Below are 22,692 nucleotides of genomic sequence, written 5' to 3' on the forward strand. Positions count from 1 at the left end.
GGCGACTTCGACGCCTACTGGGCCTACCACGAAGCCCGCGACTACCAACGCAACCACCTTGCTCGCTACAAGAACCAGATTCTGCCTACAACCGCAGATCCCTAGACCCGGCCAAGACCTGCACCCAATCCCGATCGCCACCGGGTGACCCGACCTCCCGGCGCTGGGCCCTTTCGCGGCTCCGGACCCGCTTGCGGTCCGACAGCCCGCGGGCGTGTGTGACGCCGGTTCCACAGAGTCGGAGAGTTCGTGTTCAAGCCCAAGCCGGTGATCGCCCTCGCGGTGGCGCCAAACATCTGTCCGCCTATGCGCGCGGCGAAGATGCTGAGGGCTCTACGTGGCCTCGGCTCTACATTGGACACAGCGGCGGAATCGAGCGGTCGTCGCAATGTTGCGGGGTTCGTGCGCCCCCGCCTCGTACAGGGGCTGATGCCGTGCCGAGGCCTGCCGGGCCACTAAGCTGTTGCGGCAGGAGCCTCCGAGGCGGCTTTGCCCGGAGGTGCCGGGGTCGTGTAGTCGCGCCAGTCCTGCGGTGCGACGCCCGGGTCGAGGAAGCGCAGCTTCTTGAGGACGGTCGGGTCCTGTACGTCGAGCCAGTCCGCGAGTTGGCGGAAGGAGACGAGGCGCACGTCCGGGTAGGCGGCGATCTGGCGCAGTGCCGATTCGACGGCGGTCATGTAGATCCCGCCGTTCCAGTCCTCGAAGTGGTTGCCGATGAAGAACGGCGCCCGGTTCGTGGTGTAGGCGCGGTGGAAGCCGGCCATGTACGAGTCCGTGGCCTGTTTCGTCCAGAACGGCCGCTTGAGCGCACTGCCGGCGTCCGGGTCGGGGCCGATCTGGTTGTACATGATGTTGTAGTCCATCGAGAGCGCGGTGTACTTCGTGCCGACCAGCGGGATGGACTGGAGCGGGAAGTCCCAGATGCCCTGGCGCTTGGCCGGCCAGATCTGCAGGCCGCCCGGGTTGGAGGCGTCGTAGCGCCAGCCGAGCTCCCGGATCGTGGGCAGCAGCTGGTCCTGGCCGAGCAGGCACGGCGTGCGCCCTCCGACGAGCTCTTTCGAGTAGTCGAACGGCAGCGCCTCGACGTCGTGGAAGCCGGTGTTGGTGCGCCAGGTGTGCACGAAGTCCACGGCCTGGTCGATCTCGCTGCGCCACTGCTGCGGGCTCCACGTGCCCACACCCCTCGAGTCGCAGAAGTGGCCGTTGAAGTGCGTACCGATGTCGTGGCCCTCCAACCACGCCGCGCCCGTCTGCTGGATCGTGGCTTTGACATGGTCGTCGTCGAGGTAGCCGATCGCCGAGGCGCCCAACGGCTTGCCGGGCGGGGCGTAGAGCATCCGCTGGCTGCGCGGAAGCATGTAGATGCCGGACAGGAAGAACGTCATGGTCGCCTTCGTCTCCTGCGCGACCTGCCGGAAGTGCGAGAACAGCTTCTTGTCGTCCTCACCGGCCCCGTCCCAGGAGAAGACCACGAACTGCGGCGGACGCTCGCCCGGCGCCAGCCGCTCGGGCTTGAGCGGCAACGGCTGCGGTTGCGCCCCGGTGTCGGAGGTCGAGCCGTCCCCGATCAACCGCGCCGGCCGCGCCTGCGCCCGCCCGACCCCGGCCGAGCGCGCGGCCACGCGCTCGGCCGGACCGCGCGCCGCGTCGTCCCCGGTGAGGTACCGGGTGGCCTCCTGCGCCCCGACGACGCCCGCGGCGATCGACGCGGCGCCGCCTATCACGATGTTCCTGCGCGAGATACCCATGATCTGCCCTCAGACATGCTCACGGCGTCCGAAGAGCGCGGCACGCGGCCGACGCCGACGATCGCCTCATCAGTGATGTACATAGCGTGCCTACCCCCATATCTTGCACAGAGCACTATAAGTCGCTCGTTTGACGCAGTATCGAACGCCACGCTGAGCCAGTCGGGCGAGGCGCCAAGGTGACGACGCGGTGTGGTCGGGCCGTCCGGTCCGGCCTGGAGGGCGGGGGCGGCTGGTCACGTCGGGTCTCACGTCCAGTCGCGCCGCCGCGCGCGGTCCGACGACCTGCTCTCTCGGGCGGCGTGTGGCCCCGCGGGTGCGGCGGGATAGGTGCGCTATGCAAAGATGCGGAGGGGTCTGGTGGAACGGCCCTCGGGAGAGGTGGACGTGGATCATCAGTCTGGCGAGCCCCGTCGTTCTGACGACGATGGCGAAGCGGCCGATGACGTGGACCCCGAGGCGCTGCTGCGCGCATCGCGCCTCGCCATCGCGGCAGTGCGCCGCGAACTCGAGCGGCTGCGGACGCACGGGCGCGGCGGGATAGAGAACAGGAACCAGGCGGGTGCCGAGGAGGCAGGCGGCGCGGGGCCCGAGCAGGGCTGAGTGCGCATCCCGGCGGCCACCGGCGGGGCCAGGCCATTCATCCTCCACATGTGGAGAAAGGCCGGCGTGGGCTGCGGCGCGAGTCAGTGCCAGCCGGGCAGGACCGGCAGATGCTCGGGGGTTTCTCCCCCGGCCTCGGTGAACGCCTCGAGCGCGGCGACGAGCCGGCCGCGCTCCTCGGCCGGCATGGCGGCGACGATGCGGGAGAGTTCGGTCCGCCGGGCCTCGGTGACCTCGCGCACGGTCTGCCAGCCGGTCCCGGTCAGGCGCAACTGCACCTCACGGCGGCGCGCCGGGTTGGTCGCCTTCTCGAGCATGCCCGCCGCGGTGAGCCGCTCGACCATGCGCAGCGCGGTGGACGGGTTGACGTCCAGCGCCTCGGCCAGGCGCGCGAGGCTGGAGGGGCCGCGGGAGTCGAGGATGACCAGGAGGCGGTACTGCGGCAGCGTGAGCGTCTCCTCGACCGCGGCCAGCGATTTCGCGGCGATGGCGACGAGCAGGCGCGATGCAGTGAGCAATGCCGCGACCACCCGCTCGGGGTCGTCGGCACCGCCTGCGAAGCGCCCGGTGGGGATCGACACCCGTCCTTTGTACCGGGCCCGAGCTGTGAGAGCGAACCCAACACGGCCACCGCGTCCGCCGTGACCGCATCCATCCTGCTTTGCACACCCGGCGCGCCCGCTCCTATAATCATTGCATACTGCAATACATGCGGCGCTCGTCGGGCGCGGTCGCGATGTGCCGTCGATGCACGACGCGGAGTCGGTCTCGGGAAGGACGAAGATGGCACAGGCGACTGCGGACGCTCGGCCGAGCCGTTCGCGCGGCGCTACGGCGGCGGGGTACCTGCGCTCCTCCCAGGGCGGGCTGTTCCTGCTCGCGCTCCTCGTGGGGGTCGGGGCAGGGTTGGGCGCGGTGGCGTTCCGGTACCTGATCTCCTCGTTCACCTGGCTCGCGACCGGCCACACCGAGTTCGGGCAGCAGGGGCGGGTCGCGAGTACGCACCTGCCCTGGCTGGGCGTCGGGTTCTTCGTGGTCATACCCGTGGCCGGCGGCCTGCTGTACGGGCCGCTGATCTACCGGTGGGCGCGCGAGGCGCGCGGCCACGGCGTGCCCGAGGTCATGATCGCGGTCGCGGACAGCGGCGGCCGGATCCGCCCGCAGGTCTCCGTGGTCAAGGCGCTCGCCTCCGCGCTGTGCATCGCCACCGGCGGATCGGTCGGACGCGAGGGCCCGATCGTGCAGATCGGCTCCGCGCTCGCCTCCAGCCTCGGCCAGAAGATCAAGATGCCCGAGAACCGGCTGCGCATCCTGGTCGCCTGCGGCGCCGCCGGCGGCATCTCGGCCACCTTCAACGCCCCGATCACCGGTGTGTTCTTCGGCGTCGAGATCATCCTGCGCGCCTTCTCCGTGGAGGCGATGTTCCCGGTCATGCTCTCCGCGATGCTCGCCGACGCCGTGGCCGAGCCCATCCTCGGCTCCGGACGGTTCCTGACCGGCTTCCCCGACACCATCGCCCTACAACACCCCGCGAACTACCTGCTCATCGCGGCGCTCGCCGTCATCGCCGCGTTCGTCGGACTCGGATTCAAGACCGTCCTGTACAAGATCGAAGACCTCGGCGACGCCTGGTGGGGCAACCGGCCCGAGTGGGCCCGCCCCGCGGTCGGCGGCGTCTTGCTCGGCCTGATCCTGCTCGCCGTCCCACAGCTCTACGGCGTCGGATACCCCGTCATGTACCAGGCGATCGCCGGCGGGTACACCCTGTGGTTCCTGATCCTGCTCGTGTTCGGCAAGATGCTCGCCACCAGCGTCAGCCTCGGTATCGGCGGCTCCGGGGGCGTGTTCGCCCCCTCCCTCTTCCTCGGTGTCATGTCCGGCACCGCGTTCGGCGTCATCGCCGACCACGCCTTCGGCCCCGCCGCCGGGCCCCCCGCCCTCTACGCCGCCGTCGCGATGGGCGCGGTCTTCACCGCCGCCGCACGCGCCCCGCTCACCTCCCTCGCCAGCGTCCTGGAGATGACCGGGGACTTCACCCTCACCCTCCCGGTCATGCTCGCCGTCGCGATCGCCACCACCGTCTCACGCGGCGTCAGCTACGGCACCATCTACACAACCAAGCTCCTGCGACGCGGCACCGACCTAGACCGCACCACCCCCTGGCGCGCCCTGGCCGACGTCAAGCTCGCCGACGCCATGCGCCCTCTGCCCACCCCGGTGAACGTCGCGGGCAACGGGCACCTGCCCACCCAGCCGGCCGAGACCGACGCCGCGCTATCCGGCCCCGTCATCCACGAACACACCCCCCAGGCCCTCTACGCCCACGAATCGCTCAGCCAGGCGCTACGCCAGCTCATGCTCTACGGCCGTGACGGACTGCCCGTCCTGTCCCCCGACGGCACCACCGTCGAGGGCTGGATCACCAACGCCTCCGCCATCCACGCCATCGCCCGCGACCTCGGCGCCATCGGCGCTGCCACCAGCCGCGCCGAACTCGAAGCCGACCTCACCGCCGCCGCCCAGCCCACCACGGCCGACGCCTCACCCAACCCGCTCACCGGCTACCAGATCCTCGAAGTCCTGGTCGAGGAGCACTCCCCCCTGGTCGGGAGCACACTGGGCACGGTGGCCTGGCCCATCGGACACGTGCCGGTCTCGCTCCTGCACCGCGGAGCGCTGCGCGAAGCCGACCCCGCACACCCCCTCACCGCCGGAGACCGCGTCAACATCCTGGCCAGGCGGCAGCCGGACGGCCCGTCAGCCGGCGAGCGCGCCGATGTAGCCGCAATCGTCGACGACGTCTGACGAAGCGGGCAACGGCCAGGTGAACGGGTTGCCGAACCGACGCCGCGCGGCCGTCGCCCTGACAGCCGCCTTGATCGCGCCTCTTGCCGCGTGCGCGGTGATCATTCCGGTGCGTGCGACGATCGCCGCCACCGACGCGGCATTCGGTCTCCTGGTCGTGGTGGCGGCGGTCGCGGCGCTGGGCGACAGGCTCGCCGGGCGCCTGGCCGCGATCGGGGTCGCGTGGTGGTTGGATCTGTTCTCGCCGCGCCCTATCGACGGCCGAGCATCGCGGATCAGGCCGACGTGCAGACCGCGGTGCTCGTGTAGGTGGCCGGCTGCACGGCGAGCGAGGCGGCGACCGCCGCGGGACGCCGTGATCGCACGGTCGCCGTAGACGGGACGTTGCTCGCCGTCGTGCAGTCCACCGCCGGACTCGTCGCCGCCGGCCGTCCGGCATCCGAGGTCATCGCCCAGGTCACGGTCCAGCTCAACGCCATTCTCCTGCTGCGAAGCTGCCAGTTCGATCCGGGCTCTGTACGGCACTGTGGCCTTCGGCTCCAGCCGGACGGTGTGCTGCGCTGGGGCCGGGCCCGCTGGGATGTCGAGGAACACGGCTTCCCTGACACGCCGTTGGACCTACCGGCCCGTCACCGAGGCGAGGTCCGCGGCCGGTTCGTCCTCAAGCCTGTGCCGGCCGCGACGCCCGGCGTCCAGGCGCGCCGGGCCGCGGTTGCGCTCGCCGACCTCGTCGGCGCGGCCCTGGCGGACGTCAGTGCCCGTGCCAACGGGCACTGACGCGTGTTTCGGCTCGGCACAGGGGCGTCTCAAACCAGCATGGACAAGATCGCATAGACGAGCGCGAACGCGATCAAGACTCGGCAGATCTCCACGCTGAGCGGCGCGAAGGCCGCACGCGAACCGGCGGCCACGCCAGCGGGGCTCAGCCGTGCGACGACGCAGACCGCGTAGAACGCCATCACCCCGACACAGGCCAGCCCGAGGGCGGGAAAGGCGATCGTGGAATCGACGATCATGCCGGGCATCCCGGCCATGACATACTGCCCGGCCGTCGAGCCGTGCACGCTCGACGGCCCGACCCCGGAGAGGAACGCGTAGACGAGGATCGCGCATCCGCAGGCGTGCACCGCTGCCCTGCCACGCCGCCGCGGGTCGGCGCGCACGGACACCGCGCGGGCGGCAAAGTAGCATCCGGCGGCTGCGAACAGCGCCGTCCACGGGGCCCGGGGCAAGGTGTGGGCCCAGTTCGAGAGCAGCCCGGCGGTGGCGATGCCCGCGGGCGGCAGCGGCGCGTCGGCCTCGATGTCGTTCGCGAGTCCGAGGACCGGGGAAACCAGCAGGCGCCAGAGCGTATACCCCGCCGCGGCGATGAGCAGGACGCTCAAGAGAGTCGGCAGGAAGGCGGGGGCGGTCACGCGGTGGCTCCTTCGGGGCGGGCGGCGGCCGCGGTCGCCGGTGCCGTGGCGAGCTCTGGCGAGGCGGGCAGATACGCGGGCGCGAGCAGTGCGAGCAAAGGGCCTGAGTTCGGGTCGGTGGCCATACCCGTGAACGGCATCCCGAACGCTTCGCCGCACACCCAGTAGGCCAGTGCGACGATCATCGCGAGTGCCACTCCGGCTCGGGCGATCCGCAGATCGGGTGCCCACGGTGCGGCCGCCACGAGCGCGAGGAGCGCGGCGAGCACGAGCGCAACGGCCAGGTCGTGGCCGAGGGTGAGGTGGGCCGGGTGGTCTTGCAGCGCGGTGTACCACTGCGGCTCGCCCACGGTCATCATGCCGCCGGTCATGGCCGCGACGAAAGCGCCCGGCGCGCGGTTGGCCGGCAGCAGGGTCAAGGCGGCCAGGCCGAGCCACAGCGTGCTCCACACCATCCGCGCGTGGCGCGCGCGAAGCAGCCCGGCCGCGGGAAACTCCCCAGAAGGCGCTGAGCCGGGAGCGGTACCGGGCCAGAGCAGGATCGCGGCCAGACCGTAGAGTGCGGCGGCGCCGGGTGCGCCGGTCAGTGGGTTCGCCTGGCCCGAGAGCAGGGCGCCGAGCCCCTCGCCGAACAGCCACACGCCTCCCGCCCAGACGACCGAGGCACCGAGCGCGGCGCGGCGAGTGCGCGGGTGGGCGATGCCGAGGCCGAGCGCGATCTGGACGAGGGCGAAGCAGGTGTCGGCGACGACCGGGTGGCCCGCGACGAGGCCGGTGGACCAGGTCACGGCGTGCGCGACCCAGGCCGGGTTGCCGTCGGCGGCGGCGGACAGGGTCTGGTGGGCGAAGTTCTCGGTGAACATGTAGGGCTGCAGTTGCAGCAGCCCGTCGAGCAGCCACAGCCCGGCCAGGGCGGTCTGCAGGCGCTCGCGCAGCACGGCGGTATCGATGATCGACCTCTCATCGGGTGGCGGAACGGGAGCCGGGGCGATATCAGCGTTCGAGGGCGTCGGCGACCGCGTCGTCGTGGACGTCGATGACGCGGTCGGCGCCGATGCGGCGTATGAGCCAGCGTGACGCCGGGGACGGATGCGTCAGGCCCATCCGGGCGCCGCGGGCGCGGGCGAGGCGCGCGAGCACGATCAGGGCGTGAAACCCGGCGGCATCGACGTACTCGACTATGCCGATATCGAGCACGATGATCGAGCCGCGGGCCAGGTACGGGTCGGCCTGTGCGATCACCCTCTCGGCGACGCGGCCGGTGAGTTCGCCGCTCAACTCGATCAGGCGCGTCGTCTCGCCGAGGGCGGTGACGGACATCGACAACGGCCGTCCCGTGCCCGCGAAGTGCGGCGTGGCCGACGGAGCGATCGGACGGAAGGGCGACGAAGGGCAGTTGCCCGGCCAACCGTGTGCGCGCCGTATCGCTCCCGTCGTAGCGCCAGCCGAGCAGACGGCTCAGCACACACCGCACCAGCGCCCCGCCGATGCGGTTGCGCCGCTCGTAGTCGGCGAGGCAGCCATCCGCCATGCACGTCGTAGAGCCGCGAGGGCGCTTTGAGCACGGCCTTCGCGAGTCTGCGGGGCGGCGGGTCATGAGGTGCCCGCCTGCGGGATCGGGCGTTGGAGCAGCCAGGAGAGCACGTCGAGGCCCTGCGGTACGGTCCAGCCGTCCGACGCCGGCGCACGCAGGTTGGCCAGGCCCTGCGCGTCGAGATACGACGCCATCGTCTTCGGCACCGTCGTGCCCGCCGCGATGTGCCCCATCCCCTCGATCAGGAACCGCTCGACCCCGCTCGCGTCAAGGAAGAAGACCTCGTCCGAGTGGTCGAGGTCGTAGGTCAGCACCTGCCCGGTGCGCCAGTTCACACTCGCGGGCGTGCCCTCGGCGACCTTCTGGATGTAGACCCCGAGATACTTCCACAGTGCTGAGACTGCGGACGCGCTGCCGGTCAGCGCTGCCCAGTTCGAGGGCGCGGGCCGGTACAGGCCGCGGTAGGCGGAAAGCTGCGCGGACGTGTCGCGCACCAGGTCGATGGTGACGGTCAGGAACTCCACCTTCGCACCGAGCCCGTCGGCGTCCAGGTCACGAGCGGTCTGGACCAGGTTGGCGGTGTCGAGGGGGCAGGTCTCCTGGCACAGCGTCATCGTGTCCGAGATCATCAGTGCCTTGCCGTGGAAGGCGGCGAGGTCGGTGGGGTGCCCGTCCTGGTCGACCAGCGGCAGGTGCGCGATCCGCGCGGGCAGCGCCTCGTCCATCACCGTTCCCACACCCGTCCCCGGTGCGGCAATGCCCGGCGCGGCGCGGGAGCGAGCCCGACCTTGACCACCACGACGGTCGCCGCCGTCAGGGCGATCAGCGCCAGCCACAGCCCGGCGGTCGCCCAAAGCGACGCGCCGGCGCGGGGCGCACGGCTGCCCCGCGCCGGTGCGAGCGTGTCCGCATCATCCGCCCCGTCTTCTTGCACACTGCACCCTGCCGATTCAAGCGGTTCGGCCATCAGTGGGCGTGCCCGGGATCCGCGGCGCGCAGCCGCTGCCTCTCGCGGAACTCCGCCGCCTTGACGAACGGGGCGATCGCGGCCACCTCACCGGGGCGCGGAGCGTGCAGCACGTCACCATACTGCGGGTGCAGCTGACCCCAGCGGCGCATGAACGGGCACAGCGCCAGCACCCGCAACCCGAGCGCACGGGCATCCCGACACATACTCCGGGCCAGCTCAGAGCCCACTCCGAGATCACGGAACGCCGGCTCGACCTGGACGTGCGGCACCGCGACGGCATCACCGATCCGCAGGCACGCCGCGTGGCCCACCAACTCGCCGTCGATGAAGGCGCTGTACCGGTTCTCCTCGTGCTGCGCACGGATCTCCCGCACATTCACCACCCGGCCGCTGCCGGATCACCCTTCCCGGCACACCACCCCGACATGCCACACGGTATTGCACTATGCAATGCTTGCAGTCACGACAATACCCCTCGGGGCGGATCGGGGAAAGGTAAGGCGGCCATGGGTCAGCCGGGCGCACACATGGCGGGGATGAGCGGGCCGGGCTGGATGCCGACGGCGCCGCCGAGCCTGGCGCATCTGCTGGACTGGCATCCGCAGCCGCTGCCCGTCTTCCCCGTCCTGTGCCTGCTCCGGCGATGCTTTACGGCGGTGCGGTGTTCCGGCTCCGCCGCCGCGGTGACGCGTGGCCGGTCGGACGGACGATCGCGTTCGGCCTCGGACTCGTGTGCGTGCTCGCGTTGACCGCCACGGGGATCGGGGGTACAGGATGGAACTGTTGAGCGCCCACATGATCCAGCACATGACGCTGTCCATGCTCGCCCCGATCCCGCTGCTGTTTGGGGCCCGGTCACCGTCGCCCTACGCGCGCTGTGCCCGGCGGGCCACGGACGCACGGGCGCCCGCGAACTGCTGCTGGCGCTCCTGCACTCGCGCTGCGCCGCCTTCGTGACCTCGCCGTTCTTCACGCTCCCGCTGCTGATCGCGAGCCTGTACGGGCTGTATTTCACCCCGCTCTTCGACACGCTGATGAGCACGTGGTGGGGACACGACCTGATGCTCGGCCACTTCGTCGCCGTGGGATCGCTCTTCTACTTCCCCTTGCTCGGCGTCGATCCGGCTCCGCGCAAGCCCCACCCCGTCATCGGCATGCTCGAACTCACGGTCGGGATGCCCTTCCACGCCTTCTTCGGCATCACGGTGATGATGTCCACCAGCCTCGTCACCCCCTTCTTCGCTCACCCGCCCCAGCAGTGGGGCATCGAACCGCTGGCGGACCAAAGCACGGCGGGAGCGATCGCGTGGGCGTTCGGCGAGATCCCCACCCTGATCATGCTGCTGGTCATGGCCGCGCGCTGGATGCGCAGCGAACAACGGGTGGCGCGCCGCACCGACCGCGCGGCCGACCGGGACGGCGACGCCGAACTGACCGCCTACAACCGCTACCTCGCCGAACTGTCCGCCGCGGGCTCGGACTGGGCCGGCGTGGCCACCTCGCCGCCGGACCGGTAGCGACGCGCGATCGCCCGCGGCGGCCGGGGCCGGGTCACCGGTCGAGCGCGGCCTCGGCCCGGTCGAGCTCATGCTGCAGGCGGCGCTCCATGCCGTCGCCGATGCCGCCCTCACGGCGCAGCCTGCGCAGTTCCGCGCGCTGCACGCCGATGATCGCGCGTTGCAGCCGGTCGTAGCCGGTATCGGACCGGGCTTCGTCGGTGTGTGCATCGAGCCGCGCCGCGTAGCGTCGGCGCAGACCCTCGACGGTGGCGTTGCCGGCCTCGGCATCCTGCTCGACCGCGTCGAGAAAGGCCAGCGCCGTCTCGTCGAGCACGACGCGTGCCGCGCGCTCCTTCTCGGCGATGCGCACGGGATCCACCGCGAGGCCGGAGGAACGCACCACCGGCGCGAGGGAGAAACCCTGCACGATCAACATGGCCGCGACCACTGCGGTGGTCAACACGAGCACGAGCGGCCGATCCGCGATCACCCGGCCGTCCTGGCTCGTGAGCGGGATGGCGAGGGCCGCGGCCAACGGCATCACTCCCCGTGTGCCGGCCCACACCAGTACACGGGTGAGCGGCCACGCCGGGTAGGCGCGCGTGGGCGCGGCCCGCGAAACCGTCGGGCGCACCCAGATGAACCTGATCCCGATGAGCGCGACCGCCAGGGCGCCGGCCTGCAGCGGCCACCACCCGCTGCCCACGGGCAGATCGCGCACCAGGGCGGGCAGTTGAAGGCCGATGAGCGCGAAGACCACGGACTCGAGCAGGAACACCACCACGTCGTAGACGGCACCGACCTGCAAGCGCGTGCGCGCGTCGGTGATCTTGTGCCCGGTGCTGCCGAGCACGACGCCTGCCACCACCACCGCGGTCACGCCGGACACACCCACAGCCTGCGCCAGCAGATAGGCGGCATATGGCGTAACGAGCGCCAACACGGTGTGCAGTATGGGATCGGCCGCCCGCGCACGCACTGCGACGACGATGCCGGCCACCACGGCCCCTATCCCCGCGCCGCCCACGGCCAAGACGAGGAAACGCCAGCCTGCACCCGCCCAGTCCGCTGTACTGGACCCGGCGGCGAGGCCGACCGCGACCTGGAACAGCACGAGCGAGGTGGCGTCGTTGAACAGGCTCTCGGCCTGCGCGAGAGCCTGGATGCGCGCAGGAAGGGGCAGCGTGCGCCCGAGCGCGGTGACCGCGACGGGGTCGGTCGAGGCGAGCACCGCACCGAGCACGAACGCCATCGGAACGCTCAGCGACGTAATCGCGAGCGCGAGACCCGCCACGCCCGCCGCCGTGGCCGCCACCAGTCCGAGCGCGAGACCCGCGAGGGGCCGCCACATCGCCCGCAGATCCCGCGCCGAGATCTCCTTGGCCGAGGCGTACAGCAGCGGAGGCAGCACGACCGTCGCGATGATCTCGGGACTCACCCGCACCGTCGGCAACCCGGGAACCAGCGCCACACCGAGCCCGGCGAGCACCAGCAAGGACGGCGCCGGAACACGCAGACGCCCCGCGAACGTCGCCACACAGGTCGCCAGTACCACCAGCGCCACCACTGTCCCTGCGCCACGCACCTCGACACACCCCGATCGCACCGTCGGTTCCTGACGGTTCTCTTACGACCGCGGACCCGAGCCGACCAGAGCTTCCCGGCACACCACGAGCGATTCTAGCCGCACGCGCGCAGACACCCGGCGGATAATTCTCACGGGATGCTCACACCCGCGCCGTTCCACCCGAAACCGTCGCGCACATCGCGGTAGCGCAGCAGGAGCAACGCGGCGGCGTCGGTCAGCGGGCCGTGCGCGTACGCGGAAAGGTCGCGCCGGATCGCCTCGAGTGCCGTCCCCGGGTCGGGTTCACGCAGCAAGCCCGTTGAGCCAGCGGGTAGAGCGCGCCCTGCCGGTCTCGGGTCTCGCTCACCCCCTCCGTGTACTGTAGGAGCCGGTCACCGGCGGACGAAAGGGAAGGCGGTGGACCGCTGGCCGCCGCGGACGCGCTGCCCGCTCCAACGGGCGACATCGCAGAATCGTCGCCGTGGTGATCGAACCCGCAGGGCCGAACGCAAACAGCAGCAGTCCGCCTGCGAAACCAGCATCCGTCGCTTCGACAACCTGTTCGACTCGATCCTCGAGTTCTCAGACCGACTGCCGTCATCGTTCCGCGGCGCTTTGCGCTCCACCGTCCACGCGCCTTTCTTGCGCTATCGAATCAACCTCAGAACCCAGCCTCTCCCTGCCGCGGAACAGGTGAGGCCACCAGTTCGCAATCGGAAGGACGAGAGGGCGAAGATCCAATCTTTCGATCTCACCGAACATAGGCGAATGGACCATTCCACCTGCGCCGCAGCCGTACCTCTGGTAGATGACCGCCGAGTCGGTCGCCACGCGAGATCGCCTGAACCCGCGCAGAGGCTGGGCCCGGGAACTTCCGGATGGTGCCGTAACGACGGGTCAGGTCGCTTGGGGACATGTATGCGCGTTTTGGCATGGGGCGCAGGGTCGCAGAATCAGTGATCGCCTGGCCTGGCTGTTCGACGGGTGCGTGCAGCGCGATCGCGGGGCGCGTAGGCCCCCACGACGGCCCTGGGGTTGACGCCGGCTCGCCGGATTCAGGCGGTGCGAATGGTCATAAAGACGGCGGCCACGTCATTGCCGTCGGGTGCGTTCCAGCTGCGCGAGATGTAGCCGACGACGGCGTCGTCCTCGGGCCGCGGCGGGTGCCCTGTGGGAGCCGGGCTCAGGAGCCGGTGCACGTGGAGGATCGTGCCGTGCGGCGTCGGCACGTGGGTGCCGTCGCGGTCGTCGGTCGGCGCGGGTGTGAAGCCGCTCAAAGTGAGCGGTGCGCCGGCGTAGGAGCGGATCACTTCGTGGTCGAGCGTGTCGCTGATGGACTGGGCCACGGCCTGCGCCCTGCCCTCGAACAGCGACAGCAGTTCGGCGATCAACACAGGGTCCTGACATCCATCGTACGCCCAGCGCTTGCCCAGCACCCCGTGCTCCATCGTGCCGATCAGCGCGTGCTCGGCCCCATCGAGCGGCGCACCGCGGTAGGTCAGTGGCACCAGGTAGGCGACCGGTTCGCTCGACGACGTGTCGGTGGCCACCATGAACTCGATGCCGACCTCGCCCTCGGGATCGTCCAGCCGGAAGCCGCCGGACTTCACCAGTGTCGGCGTCAGCGAGCCCGCATCGCCGCGGTACCAGGGACGCGTGGGCAGCCAGCCCGCGAGAAGCTCGACCTTCGAGGGCTTGACGGTGGTGTGGTGGATGAGCGCCATGCCGGTGGTACCTCCCGTTACACGTACGTACTTGTCCTGTGTCAGTCGCGCACCCAGGAGATGCGCCCTACCAGCCGGTTCGGACGGCAGAGTCCCGGGAACCACCGGCGGCACGTGACGTCAGGCCAGGCCGCCTGCATAACATCTACAGCGTTTTGACATGAGGGCACGGGTTCGCAGAATCAGGGATTGCTGACGTCTCCGACCTGCGGAGGTCCCGTGCCCGCTGCCCTATCATCGCGGATGAAGCGCCCGGCGGGGAAGCCTGTCGACGAGGTGGTCGACACGGCGGCCGAAGGGCTGCTCGCCGCACTCGCCCGTGTCACCGATCCGCGCTCGCGCTTCGGTCGGCACTATCCCCTCGCCGCTGTCCTGGCCCTGGCGGCGTGTGCGGTGACCTGTGATGCGAACGGGTTCACCGCGATCGCGCAATGGTCGGCGGACCTGACCGAGCACCAGTGCGCGCGGTTCGGGCTGGAGCGCGGACGATATTCCGGTCGGATCCGGACGCCGAGTGAGCGTACGTTCCGTGCCCTGCTCGCCGTGGTCGAACCCGGCGAACAGCTCGAGGCGGTGGGGCGGTATGTCACCCACCGGCTCGAACGGGCGGGGATGGCGAAGGTCCCCGAGTACCTCGCCACAGAGCGCGAGGCGCCCCGTCGCGCGAGGGCCTGCGCCCGCAGGGGGTGATGCGCCGCTTCGTCGGAACTTCCCGGGGCCCTGGCGGAGAGGCCGCTTTAGTGTGCTTAACTCACTTCTTCTTGCGAATTTTCTCGCCTCCGGCGTGCTCCGAAGGCTGGCTGCGCTGATGAGCCCGGTGGTAGGAACGATCCTTGGCGTGGGCGTGAGTACCGCGTGAGGGCCGTATGCAGGAAAACAGTGGCAGCGGCCTGACTCCGTTGCGACGTCACCGACGCGGGCTGGCGGCCCGAAGACTCGACGAGTGAGCAGAGGCTACCGGACGACATGAGCACCTCGACGACGGGCACGGCGCCCGCGGCGGCGACCGGCAAATCGGATCAGCCGCCGGCGCGCTCGGCCGCGGCGGTGGAGATACCGGAGAGCCTCGGCTACCGGGCCAAACGCGCCGTTCTGGGCAAACCGCTGGTCACCGAAGCACTGAACACGGAGCGGCTGAGTAAGAAGACCGCCCTGGGCATCATGGGCATCGACATGATCTCCTCCTCCGCCTACGGCTCGGAGCAGATGCTCACCCAGCTGCTGCCGTACTTCGGCACCTTGGCGTTCATGCTCATCATGCCGATCACCGGCGTGATCCTCGCGCTCGCGTTCCTTCTGCTGCTGTGCTACCGCGACGTGCTGAGCGTCTACACCAAGGCGGGCGGCTCCTACGTGGTCGCGCGCGAGCAGTTCGGGCCGAAGATCGCCCAGATCGCCGCGGTGGCACTGCTGATCGACTATATCGTCACGGTCGCGGTGCAGGTCTCCTCCGGCACCGACGCGATCGCCTCGCTGCTGGCCCTGAGCTTCAACATCGACATCACCAGCGCGACGCTGTGGATCTCGGTCGGCGTCATCCTGCTGATGGCCTTCGGCAACCTACGCGGGGTGCGCGAGGCCGGACGCGTCTTCGCCACACCCGCCTACATCTACCTGCTGCTGGTCGGCGCCACGCTGCTCGTCGGCCTCGGAGAGCTCGCCACCGGAAACCTCCCGCACGCGAACAACCTGCACGACACCAGCTACGGCGGCGTGGTCGACCTCGGCTCGCACACCCAGTTCCTGCTCAGCTTCGCCGCGGTCTCCGCGATGCTGCGCGGCTTCGCCAACGGCGGCTCCTCCCTCACGGGCCTGGAGGCGATATCCAACGGCGTATCAGTGTTCAAAAAGCCCGTGGCGAAGAACGCCCGCACCACCCTGACCTACACCGTCGCGGCGCTCGGCACCCTCGTCCTGGGCGTCTCGATCCTGGCCTGGCAGGCCCAGACGATGCCCTACACCGGCGGCAGCCCGACCGTGCTGGCCCAGCTGACCCACCTGATCTGGGGGCATTCGGGCTTCGGCAACGCCCTGTTCATCCTCGTGCAGATCGCCACCGCGCTGATCCTCTACACCGGCGGCAACACCTCCTTCAGCGGTTTCCCGTTCCTGACCTCGTTCGTCGCGGGTGATTCGTTCCTGCCGCGCCAGTTCACCCACCGCGGGCACCGGCTGGCGTACTCCAACGGCATCATCGTGCTCACCGCCCTGTCCCTCCTACTGATCATCGCGATGGACGGCAACCTCACCCGACTGGTCGCCCTCTACGCGATCGGGGTGTTCACCGGGTTCGTCATGGCCTCGGCCGGCATGTTCAAGTACCACTACACCCGGGCCGAAGAGCGCCGCACGGTCAAGCTGGTCATCAACGGCACCGCCTGCGTCGCCTCGGTACTCGTGGTGTGCGTCTTCGCGGTCTTCAAGTTCACCGAGGGCGCCTGGATCGTCGTGGTGATCTTCCCCATCGGCGTGTTCGCACTGATCAAGCTCAACGAGCGCTACCGCCGGGAGGAGGCGGCGCTCGAGGGCGTGCCGGCCTCGGCGAACCTGCCGACGCTGGCGCGCTCCACCGTGCTGGTGCTCGTGGACTCCGTCGACCTCGCCGTCATCAAGGCCCTGCGCTACGCGCGCTCGCTGCGTCCCGTCGACCTGCGCGCCGTACACCTGATGATCGACTCCACACACGCCGAACACCTGCGCAAGCGCTGGGACGCCTCGACCGCCGCGGACGTCCCGCTCGAGGTGATCGAGGTGCCCGACCGCAGACTGCGCCGCGCCGCGGCCGAGCTCGCGGCCCGCACCCACGCCGAGACCGGCACCGAGGTCACCCTCATGCTGCCGCGCCGCGCCTTCCACGTCACCAGCCGCCTGCTACACGACCACACCGCCGACAAGATCGCCGGCGCCGTCTCACGGCTCCCGCACGTCGCCGCCATGATCGTGCCCTTCGACGTGGTCGAGGCGATCGAGGAGATGCAGGGCGCCACAGCCTCGGGCGCCACGCGCGGCGCCGGCGCCGATACCGCAGAGGCCAACGCGAGCACCCGGCCGCTCCGGCCCGCACGGCGCACCAAGAAGATGCTGCTCGGCACCGAGTGCCTCATCGAGGAGGATCAGCCCGCAGGCGGTGTGAGCACCGAGGCGCGCGCGCCGATCACGGTACGCGAGGTGCGCTGGCGCAACCGCGCCACCCTCGAGGGCCGAATCCGCTCGGTCTACGTCGGCCCGGCCTCCGGCTCCCCCGCGCTCGAGGCCGAGCTCTACGACGAGACCGGCGGCATCACCCTCGTCTTCCTCGGCCGCCGGTCGATCGCCGGCATCGAACCCGGAGCGCGGGTCCGGGTCGAGGGCATGGTCGGTGAGACCGAAGGCTACCTGGCCATGACCAACCCGACCTACCGGCTGTTGCCGCGCGAGGGCGACGAGGGCGGGGACGAAGACTGAGCCGTGCGATGCCGCGGCTCCGGATCACTCCGGAGCCGCGGCGCAGGTCGCAGATCGCGAAGCCGGGGTACAGGTGAACGGGAGGCTGCATGACGAGGACACGCGTTCTGGTGGTCGACGGCGATCCGCAGGTACTGCACGCACTGCGGTCCGGACTCTCAGCACTCGACTATGAACTGCTGACCGCCGCCGACGGCGCGATCGGTCTGGAGTTCGCCGCCCAGCACCCGCCCGACCTCGTGGTCCTCGAGCTGGCTCTGCCGGACGTGGACGGAACCGAGATCATCAGGGGCCTACGCTACTGGTCGAAGGCAGCCATCCTCGCGATGTCCGCACGCAGCGATGCAGTCGACATCGTAGGCGCCCTGGACGCCGGCGCGGACGGCTTCATGGCAAAGCCCTTCGACCCCGACGTGCTCATCGCCCGCCTTCGTGCCCTGCAGCGGCGTAGCGAGCCCGCACACACCGACGAGGCGAGCGTGCTGATCGGCCACTTCAGCATCGACCTGGCCGCGAAGACGGTCACCAGGCGCGCCGATGCCCCCTGCCATGTCCCACAGCGGATTCACCTGACCCGGACGGAGTGGGCGATCCTCGAAATCCTGGCCAGAAGCCCGGGCAAGCTCGTTTCCGGCCACGACCTTCTGCTCCACGTCTGGGGTCCTTCCGGCACGTCCCAGCCGGCGAACTTACGCTTCCACCTGGCGAGGCTGCGTAAGAAACTCGAGCCGGAGCCCTCCTGCCCGCGGCAGCTGATCACCGCGCCCGGCGCAGGCTACCTCTTCCAGCCGTAGAACGCGCCCCGCGGACGGTCCGGGTCGATCAAGCCAGCGGACTGGCACCGTGGCGCTCGAGCACCGCGGCTCCGGTGACGGTGCACAGACCGACCACTGCGATCGAAGCGAGCAGCGCATAGTGGGTATCGGTACCGAACACCCCGTCGGGGACGCCGAGCAGCACGGCGAGTCCGAGAGCGAGCAGGGCGACCGAGGCCGTGCGGCGCCAGCGCGCGGTGAACAGAGCCGTACACGGCCCGATCGTCAGCAGGCTCATCAAGACCAGACGGCGGCCCGTGCCGGCGTCGATGACCGCCACGGCCAGGCAGAGCAGGGCACTGAGCGCCCACACACTCGTCGGATTCCACCGCGGGTGCCCGCCGGGCGCGGACCCCGCAGCGGGCCGGATGAGCGCATAGACGCAGCCGAGTCCGACCAGGCCTGCCGGTGCGAGCGCGATCACGGGAGTGACGCGGTGGGCGCAGACCGCGGCGAGCAGCGCCCCGACGAAAACCAGGTATCCCCCGATGATCACGGCTCCGGTGGCGCGCGTGAGGGCCCGGTCTCGATAGGCGAAGGCCAGAGCGGCGAGCGTGAGGCCGGCGTACCAGACTGCGACCAGAACCCCTTCGCCGGTGCGCGGACCCATGCCGGTGATCGTGGCCGGAAGCAGCAGCCCGACCACGACGTTGAGCGCGTTGCTGTTGAGTGCGGTGGACAGGACCGCGGCGCCGCGCCCGCGCGCGGCGAGGTAGACCGCGGCGACCGCGTTGGGCAGGCTGGTGACCACGGCGAGCACGAGCCCTCCGGTGACGATGTCCGCTACCCCGAACCGCGATCCGAGGGTGGTGGCGCCCGCTTCCATCACCGTGCTCGCCGCCACGACCACCGCCAGCATCACCAGGGCGAGCACGGCGTCTCGCCCTGTTCCGCGGCGGGCTGCGACCGTGTCGTCGAGCTCGGTGTCCTCGTCGTGGACCGCGACCGCGAGCCACTCTGCCCACCCGGCGGGGATCGGCAGCGACCGGAGCCCGCCGGGGCTCAGTCCGAGCACCACCAGGTACGGGGCGATGACTGCCGAAGTGAGAGCCAGCGCGAGCGGCGCGCCGATCACACCGAGTACGGCGAGCACACAGACCATCGCCACCCACACCGCGACGGAGCCCGAGAGCAGCACCACGTGCCGGTGCAGACCGATCCACCCGGCCACCACAGCGCCGAGGCCGAGCAGTGCGGCGAGGTTGAACACATTGGACCCGACCACGACGCCGGCACCGACCGCCCCCTGGCCGTGCGCGAGCGCGACCACGGCCGCGGTGATCTCCGGGGCGTCGGCGGCCAGGGCCGCGACCATGCCGAGTAGCGCCTCCGACATCCCCGCCCGCTCGCCGAGGCGTTCAAGCCGGGTGACCAGGACGTAACTGCTCGCCAGGCTCACGGCCGTACCCAGCGTGAACAGGACGATCCACACCCCGCTCGGCACCGATGTCGGCCCTTTCCGTCTTAAGCGCCACCGTGCGCTCACCCGGGATGACGAGGGCGCACCCCACGCATGATAGCGACGCCGCAAGTACCCCGCCTCTGTGAAAACGCCAGATCATCGGCACAGAGGCGGGGCGATCCGGGCAGCTGGCGGGGGTCGGGCACATCCGAGCGAGGACGGGGCCTCGCCTCGACATGGGAGGAGGCAGGCGCAAGGGTGGGAGTGTGGCTTAGCGCTCACCGCTGAACCCGTGCGGTACACGGACGCCGTGGTGACGGCCGTCTCGGTGGAAGGGGCCCGGATCATGCGTGGAAAGCTGCGGATCTACTTCGGGTCGGCTCCCGGTGTCGGCAAGACGTTCAAGATGCTCGAGGAGGCGCACCGGCGTGCCGAGCGCGGCACGGACGTGGTGGTCGGGCTGGTCGAGACGCACGGGCGCGCACGGACTGCTTCCCTGCTCGAAGGGCTGGAAGTCGTCGCGCCGACCGTGCGCGCCTATCGCGATCGGCAGTTTCGCGAGATGGACCTGGACGTGGTCCTCGCCCGCCGTCCCGAGGTCGCCCTCGTGGACGAGTTGGCGCACACCAACATCCCCGGCGGCCGGCACGCCAAGCGATGGCAGGATGTGCAGGACTTGCTCGACGCGGGCATCGAGGTCATCACCACGCTCAACGTCCAGCACCTCGCATCGCTCAACGACGTCGTCCAGCGCATCACCGGCGTGCCGCAGCGCGAGACCGTCCCGGACGAGGTGGTCCGCGCCGCCGAGCAGCTCGAGCTGGTCGACATGTCGCCGGAGGCGCTGCGCCGCCGGCTCGCCCACGGCAACGTCTACGCCGCCGAGAAGATCGACGCAGCGCTCGGCAACTACTTCCGCGTCGGGAACCTCACCGCGTTGCGCGAGCTCGCCCTGCTGTGGGTGGCCGACCGGGTCGACGAGGTCCTCCAGCGCTACCGGGAGGATCACCGCATCGAGGCGGTGTGGGAGGCGCGCGAGCGCGTCGTGGTCGCGCTGCCCGGCGGCGATGTCGGCGACCTGCTCATCCGCCGGGCAGCACGTATCGCCTCGCGCTCGTCCCGGGCCGGGGGCACCGGCGCGGAACTGCTCGCGGTGCACATCGCCCGCTCCGACGGGCTGGCGACGGGAACCAGTTCCATCGCGCTGGCCGCGCAGCGCCATCTGGTCGAGTCGCTCGGCGGCAGCTACCACAGCATCGTCGGGGACGACGTGCCGCGCGCGCTGATCGAATTCGCCCGCGCCCAGAACACCACGCAACTGGTACTCGGGACCTCCCGCCGCAGCCGCCTCAACCGGTTCCTGACCGGAAGCGGCATCGGCGAGACCACGATCCGGCTCTCCGGCGACATCGACGTGCACATGGTCACGCACGAGCGGCCGGCCGAGCCGCGCCGCCACCTCGCCTGGCTCCCGCCCAATCCGCTACGCCAGGCCGTGTGGGGCGAGGGCCGCTGGCGCGGGCACGTGGCCGCGCTCGTCGTGCCGCCGCTGCTGACCGCCGTGCTCGCCCAGGTGCCGCACGGCCTGAACCTGACCAGCCAAGTGCTGATCTTCCTGGTCGCCACGGTGGCCATCGCCCGGCTCGGCGGAATGCTCTCCGCGTTCATCGCGGCGGTGTGGAGCTCGCTGCTGCTCAACTACTATTTCGTGCCGCCGGTGCACACCTTCACCATCAGCGGGACCAACAACGTGATCGCGCTGGCCGCGTTCGTCCTCGTCGCGCTCACCGTCGCCTCCGTCGTCGAACTCGCGGCCCGCCAGTCTCGGCAGGCCGCGCGCGCCGCCGCGGAGGCCGAGACGCTCAACGCCTTCGCGGTGGCGGTGCTGCGCGGCGACTCGGCGATCGCGGCCCTGCTCGATCGGTTCCGGGAGACCTTCGGTATGGCCTCGGTCGCCTTGCTCCAGCGCATCGATGCCGCAGTCCATCTGCCCGACGACGGCGACGATCCCGCGCGGTGGACGGTGATCGCCTCCACCGGGCAGGACGGCGCCACCTACCCCGGGCAAGCCGACACGATCGTGGAGGCGGGATCGGACGCGGTGGTGGCACTGCGCGGTCACAGCCTGCCCGCCACCGACCAGCGCGTGCTCGCCGCGTTCGCCGCCCAGGCCACCGCGGCGCTGGAACGGCGGCGCCTGGCCAAGTCGGCCGCTCAGGCGGCGAGCCTGGCCGCCGCCGACAAACTGCGCACGGCCCTGCTCGCCGCCGTCTCACACGACCTGCGCACCCCGCTCGCGGCCGCCAAGGCCGCCGTCGGCACGCTGAGCGATCCGGAACTCGAGTTGAGCCCGGGCGATCGCAGCGAGCTGTTCGACGCCGCGGACGCGAGCCTCGACCGGCTCGCCCGGCTGGTGGACAACCTGCTCGACCTCTCGCGACTGCAGGCGGGCGCCGTCAAACCGCGGCTCGAACCAGTCGATGCCGCCGAGATCCTGCCGCGCGCGATCGATGAGAGCACTCCCCGCGCTGCCGGGCGAGTCACGGTGGAGCCCACCGAGCCGGGCACCCCGGCGATGCTGGCCGATGCCGTGTTACTCGAACGCGTTGTGGCGAACCTGATCGGCAACGCGGCCGAGCACACCGACTCGCCGATCACCGTCACCGTCTCCGCCCTCGGGCAGAGCGTCCAGATCCGCGTGATCGACCGCGGCCCCGGCATCCCGCGCACCGACTGGGACCTGATCTTCCGCCCCTTCCAGCGGCTCGGAGACCGCTCCGCCGACACCGGAGTCGGCCTCGGTCTCGCGCTGGCCCGCGGCCTGACCGAGACGATGGGCGGCACCCTGACGCCGGAAGAGACTCCCGGGGGCGGCATCACGATGGTCGTCTCGCTGCCCGCGGCCAGCACCCTGCCGGTGCCGCCCACCGCCGAGGACGAGGAACTACTCGCCTGATCGTCGGCGCAGGCTCCCGTCTATCAGCGCCTTGATCTGATCACAGGACGCTGCCATCGCGCGGTGCTCGGCGCAGGCGCAGTCCTCGCAGGACCCGGCCGGCGTCGGTGTCCAGGACGGTCGGGGGCACCGTGATGACCGGGCACGCGGCAGAGGCGAGGCAGTACCGGGTGACCTGGCCGCACCAGGATCGGCGGTGGCCGGGGCCGT

At 70.7% G+C, this 22,692-nt stretch carries 19 protein-coding genes and 1 pseudogene; 7 read left to right on the forward strand and 13 right to left on the reverse strand.

The genetic code is table 11. From position 1 onward, the window contains the following. Positions 1 to 455 precede the first annotated feature (455 nt). Positions 456 to 1,748, reverse strand: a complete 1,293-nt coding sequence (locus KDL01_RS06810) for a polysaccharide deacetylase family protein (RefSeq protein WP_212527488.1) — start codon at positions 1,746 to 1,748, stop codon at positions 456 to 458. Positions 1,749 to 2,129: 381 nt separating this feature from the next. Between KDL01_RS06810 and KDL01_RS06815 the strand changes: the two genes are divergently transcribed. Then, a complete protein-coding gene (locus tag KDL01_RS06815) occupies positions 2,130 to 2,351 on the forward strand; it encodes a hypothetical protein (protein WP_212527489.1) in 222 nt (73 codons plus the stop codon). Between the two features lie 83 nt (positions 2,352 to 2,434). Here the strand turns inward: KDL01_RS06815 and KDL01_RS06820 are convergent, their stop codons facing one another. Then, a complete protein-coding gene (locus KDL01_RS06820; RefSeq protein ID WP_212527490.1) occupies positions 2,435 to 2,932 on the reverse strand; it encodes a MarR family winged helix-turn-helix transcriptional regulator in 498 nt (165 codons plus the stop codon). A gap of 202 nt (positions 2,933 to 3,134) precedes the next feature. On the opposite strand from KDL01_RS06820, the gene KDL01_RS06825 reads away from it, so the two are divergent. Beyond that, a complete protein-coding gene (locus KDL01_RS06825) occupies positions 3,135 to 5,156 on the forward strand; it encodes a chloride channel protein (protein WP_212527491.1) in 2,022 nt (673 codons plus the stop codon). Here the strand turns inward: KDL01_RS06825 and KDL01_RS06830 are convergent. From KDL01_RS06830 to KDL01_RS06860, 7 genes are all read right to left on the reverse strand, one after another. Then, the gene (locus KDL01_RS06830) at positions 5,109 to 5,750 is read right to left on the reverse strand and encodes a hypothetical protein (protein ID WP_212527492.1); all 642 of its coding nucleotides are present in this window, start codon (positions 5,748 to 5,750) and stop codon (positions 5,109 to 5,111) included. The genes KDL01_RS06825 and KDL01_RS06830 overlap by 48 nt on opposite strands. A gap of 212 nt (positions 5,751 to 5,962) precedes the next feature. Further along, positions 5,963 to 6,571 carry a DUF5134 domain-containing protein gene (locus tag KDL01_RS06835; RefSeq protein WP_212527493.1) on the reverse strand — a complete coding sequence of 203 codons (609 nt, stop codon included), beginning with the start codon at positions 6,569 to 6,571 and terminating at the stop codon, positions 5,963 to 5,965. Next, a complete protein-coding gene (locus tag KDL01_RS06840; RefSeq protein WP_212527494.1) occupies positions 6,568 to 7,509 on the reverse strand; it encodes a hypothetical protein in 942 nt (313 codons plus the stop codon). The genes KDL01_RS06835 and KDL01_RS06840 overlap by 4 nt, the downstream gene beginning before the upstream one ends. Positions 7,510 to 7,564: 55 nt before the next feature. Further along, the gene (locus KDL01_RS06845; protein ID WP_212527495.1) at positions 7,565 to 7,891 is read right to left on the reverse strand and encodes an STAS domain-containing protein; all 327 of its coding nucleotides are present in this window, start codon (positions 7,889 to 7,891) and stop codon (positions 7,565 to 7,567) included. Positions 7,892 to 8,164: 273 nt separating this feature from the next. Next, positions 8,165 to 8,830 (reverse strand): SCO family protein, encoded by a 666-nt coding sequence (locus KDL01_RS06850; RefSeq protein ID WP_212527496.1) that lies wholly within the window; start codon positions 8,828 to 8,830, stop codon positions 8,165 to 8,167. Beyond that, positions 8,830 to 9,072, reverse strand: a complete 243-nt coding sequence (locus tag KDL01_RS06855) for a hypothetical protein (protein ID WP_212527497.1) — start codon at positions 9,070 to 9,072, stop codon at positions 8,830 to 8,832. The genes KDL01_RS06850 and KDL01_RS06855 overlap by 1 nt, the downstream gene beginning before the upstream one ends. Further along, positions 9,072 to 9,449, reverse strand: coding sequence for a GNAT family N-acetyltransferase (locus KDL01_RS06860; RefSeq protein WP_212527498.1), 378 nt, complete (start codon positions 9,447 to 9,449; stop codon positions 9,072 to 9,074). The genes KDL01_RS06855 and KDL01_RS06860 overlap by 1 nt, the downstream gene beginning before the upstream one ends. A 269-nt stretch (positions 9,450 to 9,718) precedes the next feature. Between KDL01_RS06860 and KDL01_RS43110 the strand changes: the two are divergent. Further along, positions 9,719 to 10,592: pseudogene (locus KDL01_RS43110) on the forward strand (cytochrome c oxidase assembly protein). 34 nt (positions 10,593 to 10,626) lie between these two features. Here KDL01_RS43110 and KDL01_RS06880 read toward each other — a convergent pair. The 3 genes from KDL01_RS06880 to KDL01_RS06890 all read right to left on the reverse strand — a co-directional run bounded on the left by KDL01_RS06880 (position 10,627) and on the right by KDL01_RS06890 (position 13,865). Next, complete coding sequence (locus tag KDL01_RS06880; RefSeq protein ID WP_307846144.1) at positions 10,627 to 12,138, reverse strand: Na+/H+ antiporter; 1,512 nt, start codon at positions 12,136 to 12,138, stop codon at positions 10,627 to 10,629. Between the two features lie 152 nt (positions 12,139 to 12,290). Further along, positions 12,291 to 12,455 (reverse strand): hypothetical protein, encoded by a 165-nt coding sequence (locus KDL01_RS06885; protein WP_212527503.1) that lies wholly within the window; start codon positions 12,453 to 12,455, stop codon positions 12,291 to 12,293. Positions 12,456 to 13,196: 741 nt separating this feature from the next. Then, positions 13,197 to 13,865, reverse strand: coding sequence for a maltokinase N-terminal cap-like domain-containing protein (locus KDL01_RS06890; protein WP_212527504.1), 669 nt, complete (start codon positions 13,863 to 13,865; stop codon positions 13,197 to 13,199). Between the two features lie 243 nt (positions 13,866 to 14,108). Here KDL01_RS06890 and KDL01_RS06895 point away from each other — a divergent pair, with 243 nt between their 5' ends. The 3 genes from KDL01_RS06895 to KDL01_RS06905 all read left to right on the forward strand — a co-directional run bounded on the left by KDL01_RS06895 (position 14,109) and on the right by KDL01_RS06905 (position 18,103). Further along, complete coding sequence (locus tag KDL01_RS06895; RefSeq protein ID WP_212527505.1) at positions 14,109 to 14,555, forward strand: transposase family protein; 447 nt, start codon at positions 14,109 to 14,111, stop codon at positions 14,553 to 14,555. Between the two features lie 276 nt (positions 14,556 to 14,831). After that, the gene (locus KDL01_RS06900) at positions 14,832 to 17,309 is read left to right on the forward strand and encodes an amino acid permease (RefSeq protein ID WP_212527506.1); all 2,478 of its coding nucleotides are present in this window, start codon (positions 14,832 to 14,834) and stop codon (positions 17,307 to 17,309) included. An 89-nt stretch (positions 17,310 to 17,398) separates the two neighbouring features. After that, entirely contained in the window at positions 17,399 to 18,103 is a 705-nt protein-coding gene (locus tag KDL01_RS06905) for a response regulator transcription factor (protein ID WP_212527507.1), read from the forward strand. Between the two features lie 28 nt (positions 18,104 to 18,131). Here the strand turns inward: KDL01_RS06905 and KDL01_RS06910 are convergent, their stop codons facing one another. Then, a complete protein-coding gene (locus tag KDL01_RS06910) occupies positions 18,132 to 19,568 on the reverse strand; it encodes a sodium:calcium antiporter (RefSeq protein WP_212527508.1) in 1,437 nt (478 codons plus the stop codon). A gap of 250 nt (positions 19,569 to 19,818) precedes the next feature. Here KDL01_RS06910 and KDL01_RS06915 point away from each other — a divergent pair, with 250 nt between their 5' ends. Next, positions 19,819 to 22,482 (forward strand): DUF4118 domain-containing protein, encoded by a 2,664-nt coding sequence (locus tag KDL01_RS06915; RefSeq protein ID WP_307846148.1) that lies wholly within the window; start codon positions 19,819 to 19,821, stop codon positions 22,480 to 22,482. The last annotated feature ends 210 nt before the right edge of the window (positions 22,483 to 22,692 follow it).

It is taken from the genome of Actinospica durhamensis, from assembly GCF_018139695.1.
In the GTDB taxonomy this organism is placed as follows: Bacteria; Actinomycetota; Actinomycetes; order Streptomycetales; family Catenulisporaceae; genus Actinospica; species Actinospica durhamensis.

Coding starts and splice junctions, on each gene's coding strand:
- KDL01_RS06850 (WP_212527496.1), bottom strand. CDS start 8,830: ATGGACGAGGCGCTGCCCGCGCGGATCGCGCACCTGCCGCTGGTCGAC.
- KDL01_RS06810 (WP_212527488.1), bottom strand. CDS start 1,748: ATGGGTATCTCGCGCAGGAACATCGTGATAGGCGGCGCCGCGTCGATC.
- KDL01_RS06895 (WP_212527505.1), top strand. CDS start 14,109: ATGAAGCGCCCGGCGGGGAAGCCTGTCGACGAGGTGGTCGACACGGCG.
- KDL01_RS06855 (WP_212527497.1), bottom strand. CDS start 9,072: ATGGCCGAACCGCTTGAATCGGCAGGGTGCAGTGTGCAAGAAGACGGG.
- KDL01_RS06890 (WP_212527504.1), bottom strand. CDS start 13,865: ATGGCGCTCATCCACCACACCACCGTCAAGCCCTCGAAGGTCGAGCTT.
- KDL01_RS06845 (WP_212527495.1), bottom strand. CDS start 7,891: ATGTCCGTCACCGCCCTCGGCGAGACGACGCGCCTGATCGAGTTGAGC.
- KDL01_RS06825 (WP_212527491.1), top strand. CDS start 3,135: ATGGCACAGGCGACTGCGGACGCTCGGCCGAGCCGTTCGCGCGGCGCT.
- KDL01_RS06900 (WP_212527506.1), top strand. CDS start 14,832: ATGAGCACCTCGACGACGGGCACGGCGCCCGCGGCGGCGACCGGCAAA.
- KDL01_RS06905 (WP_212527507.1), top strand. CDS start 17,399: ATGACGAGGACACGCGTTCTGGTGGTCGACGGCGATCCGCAGGTACTG.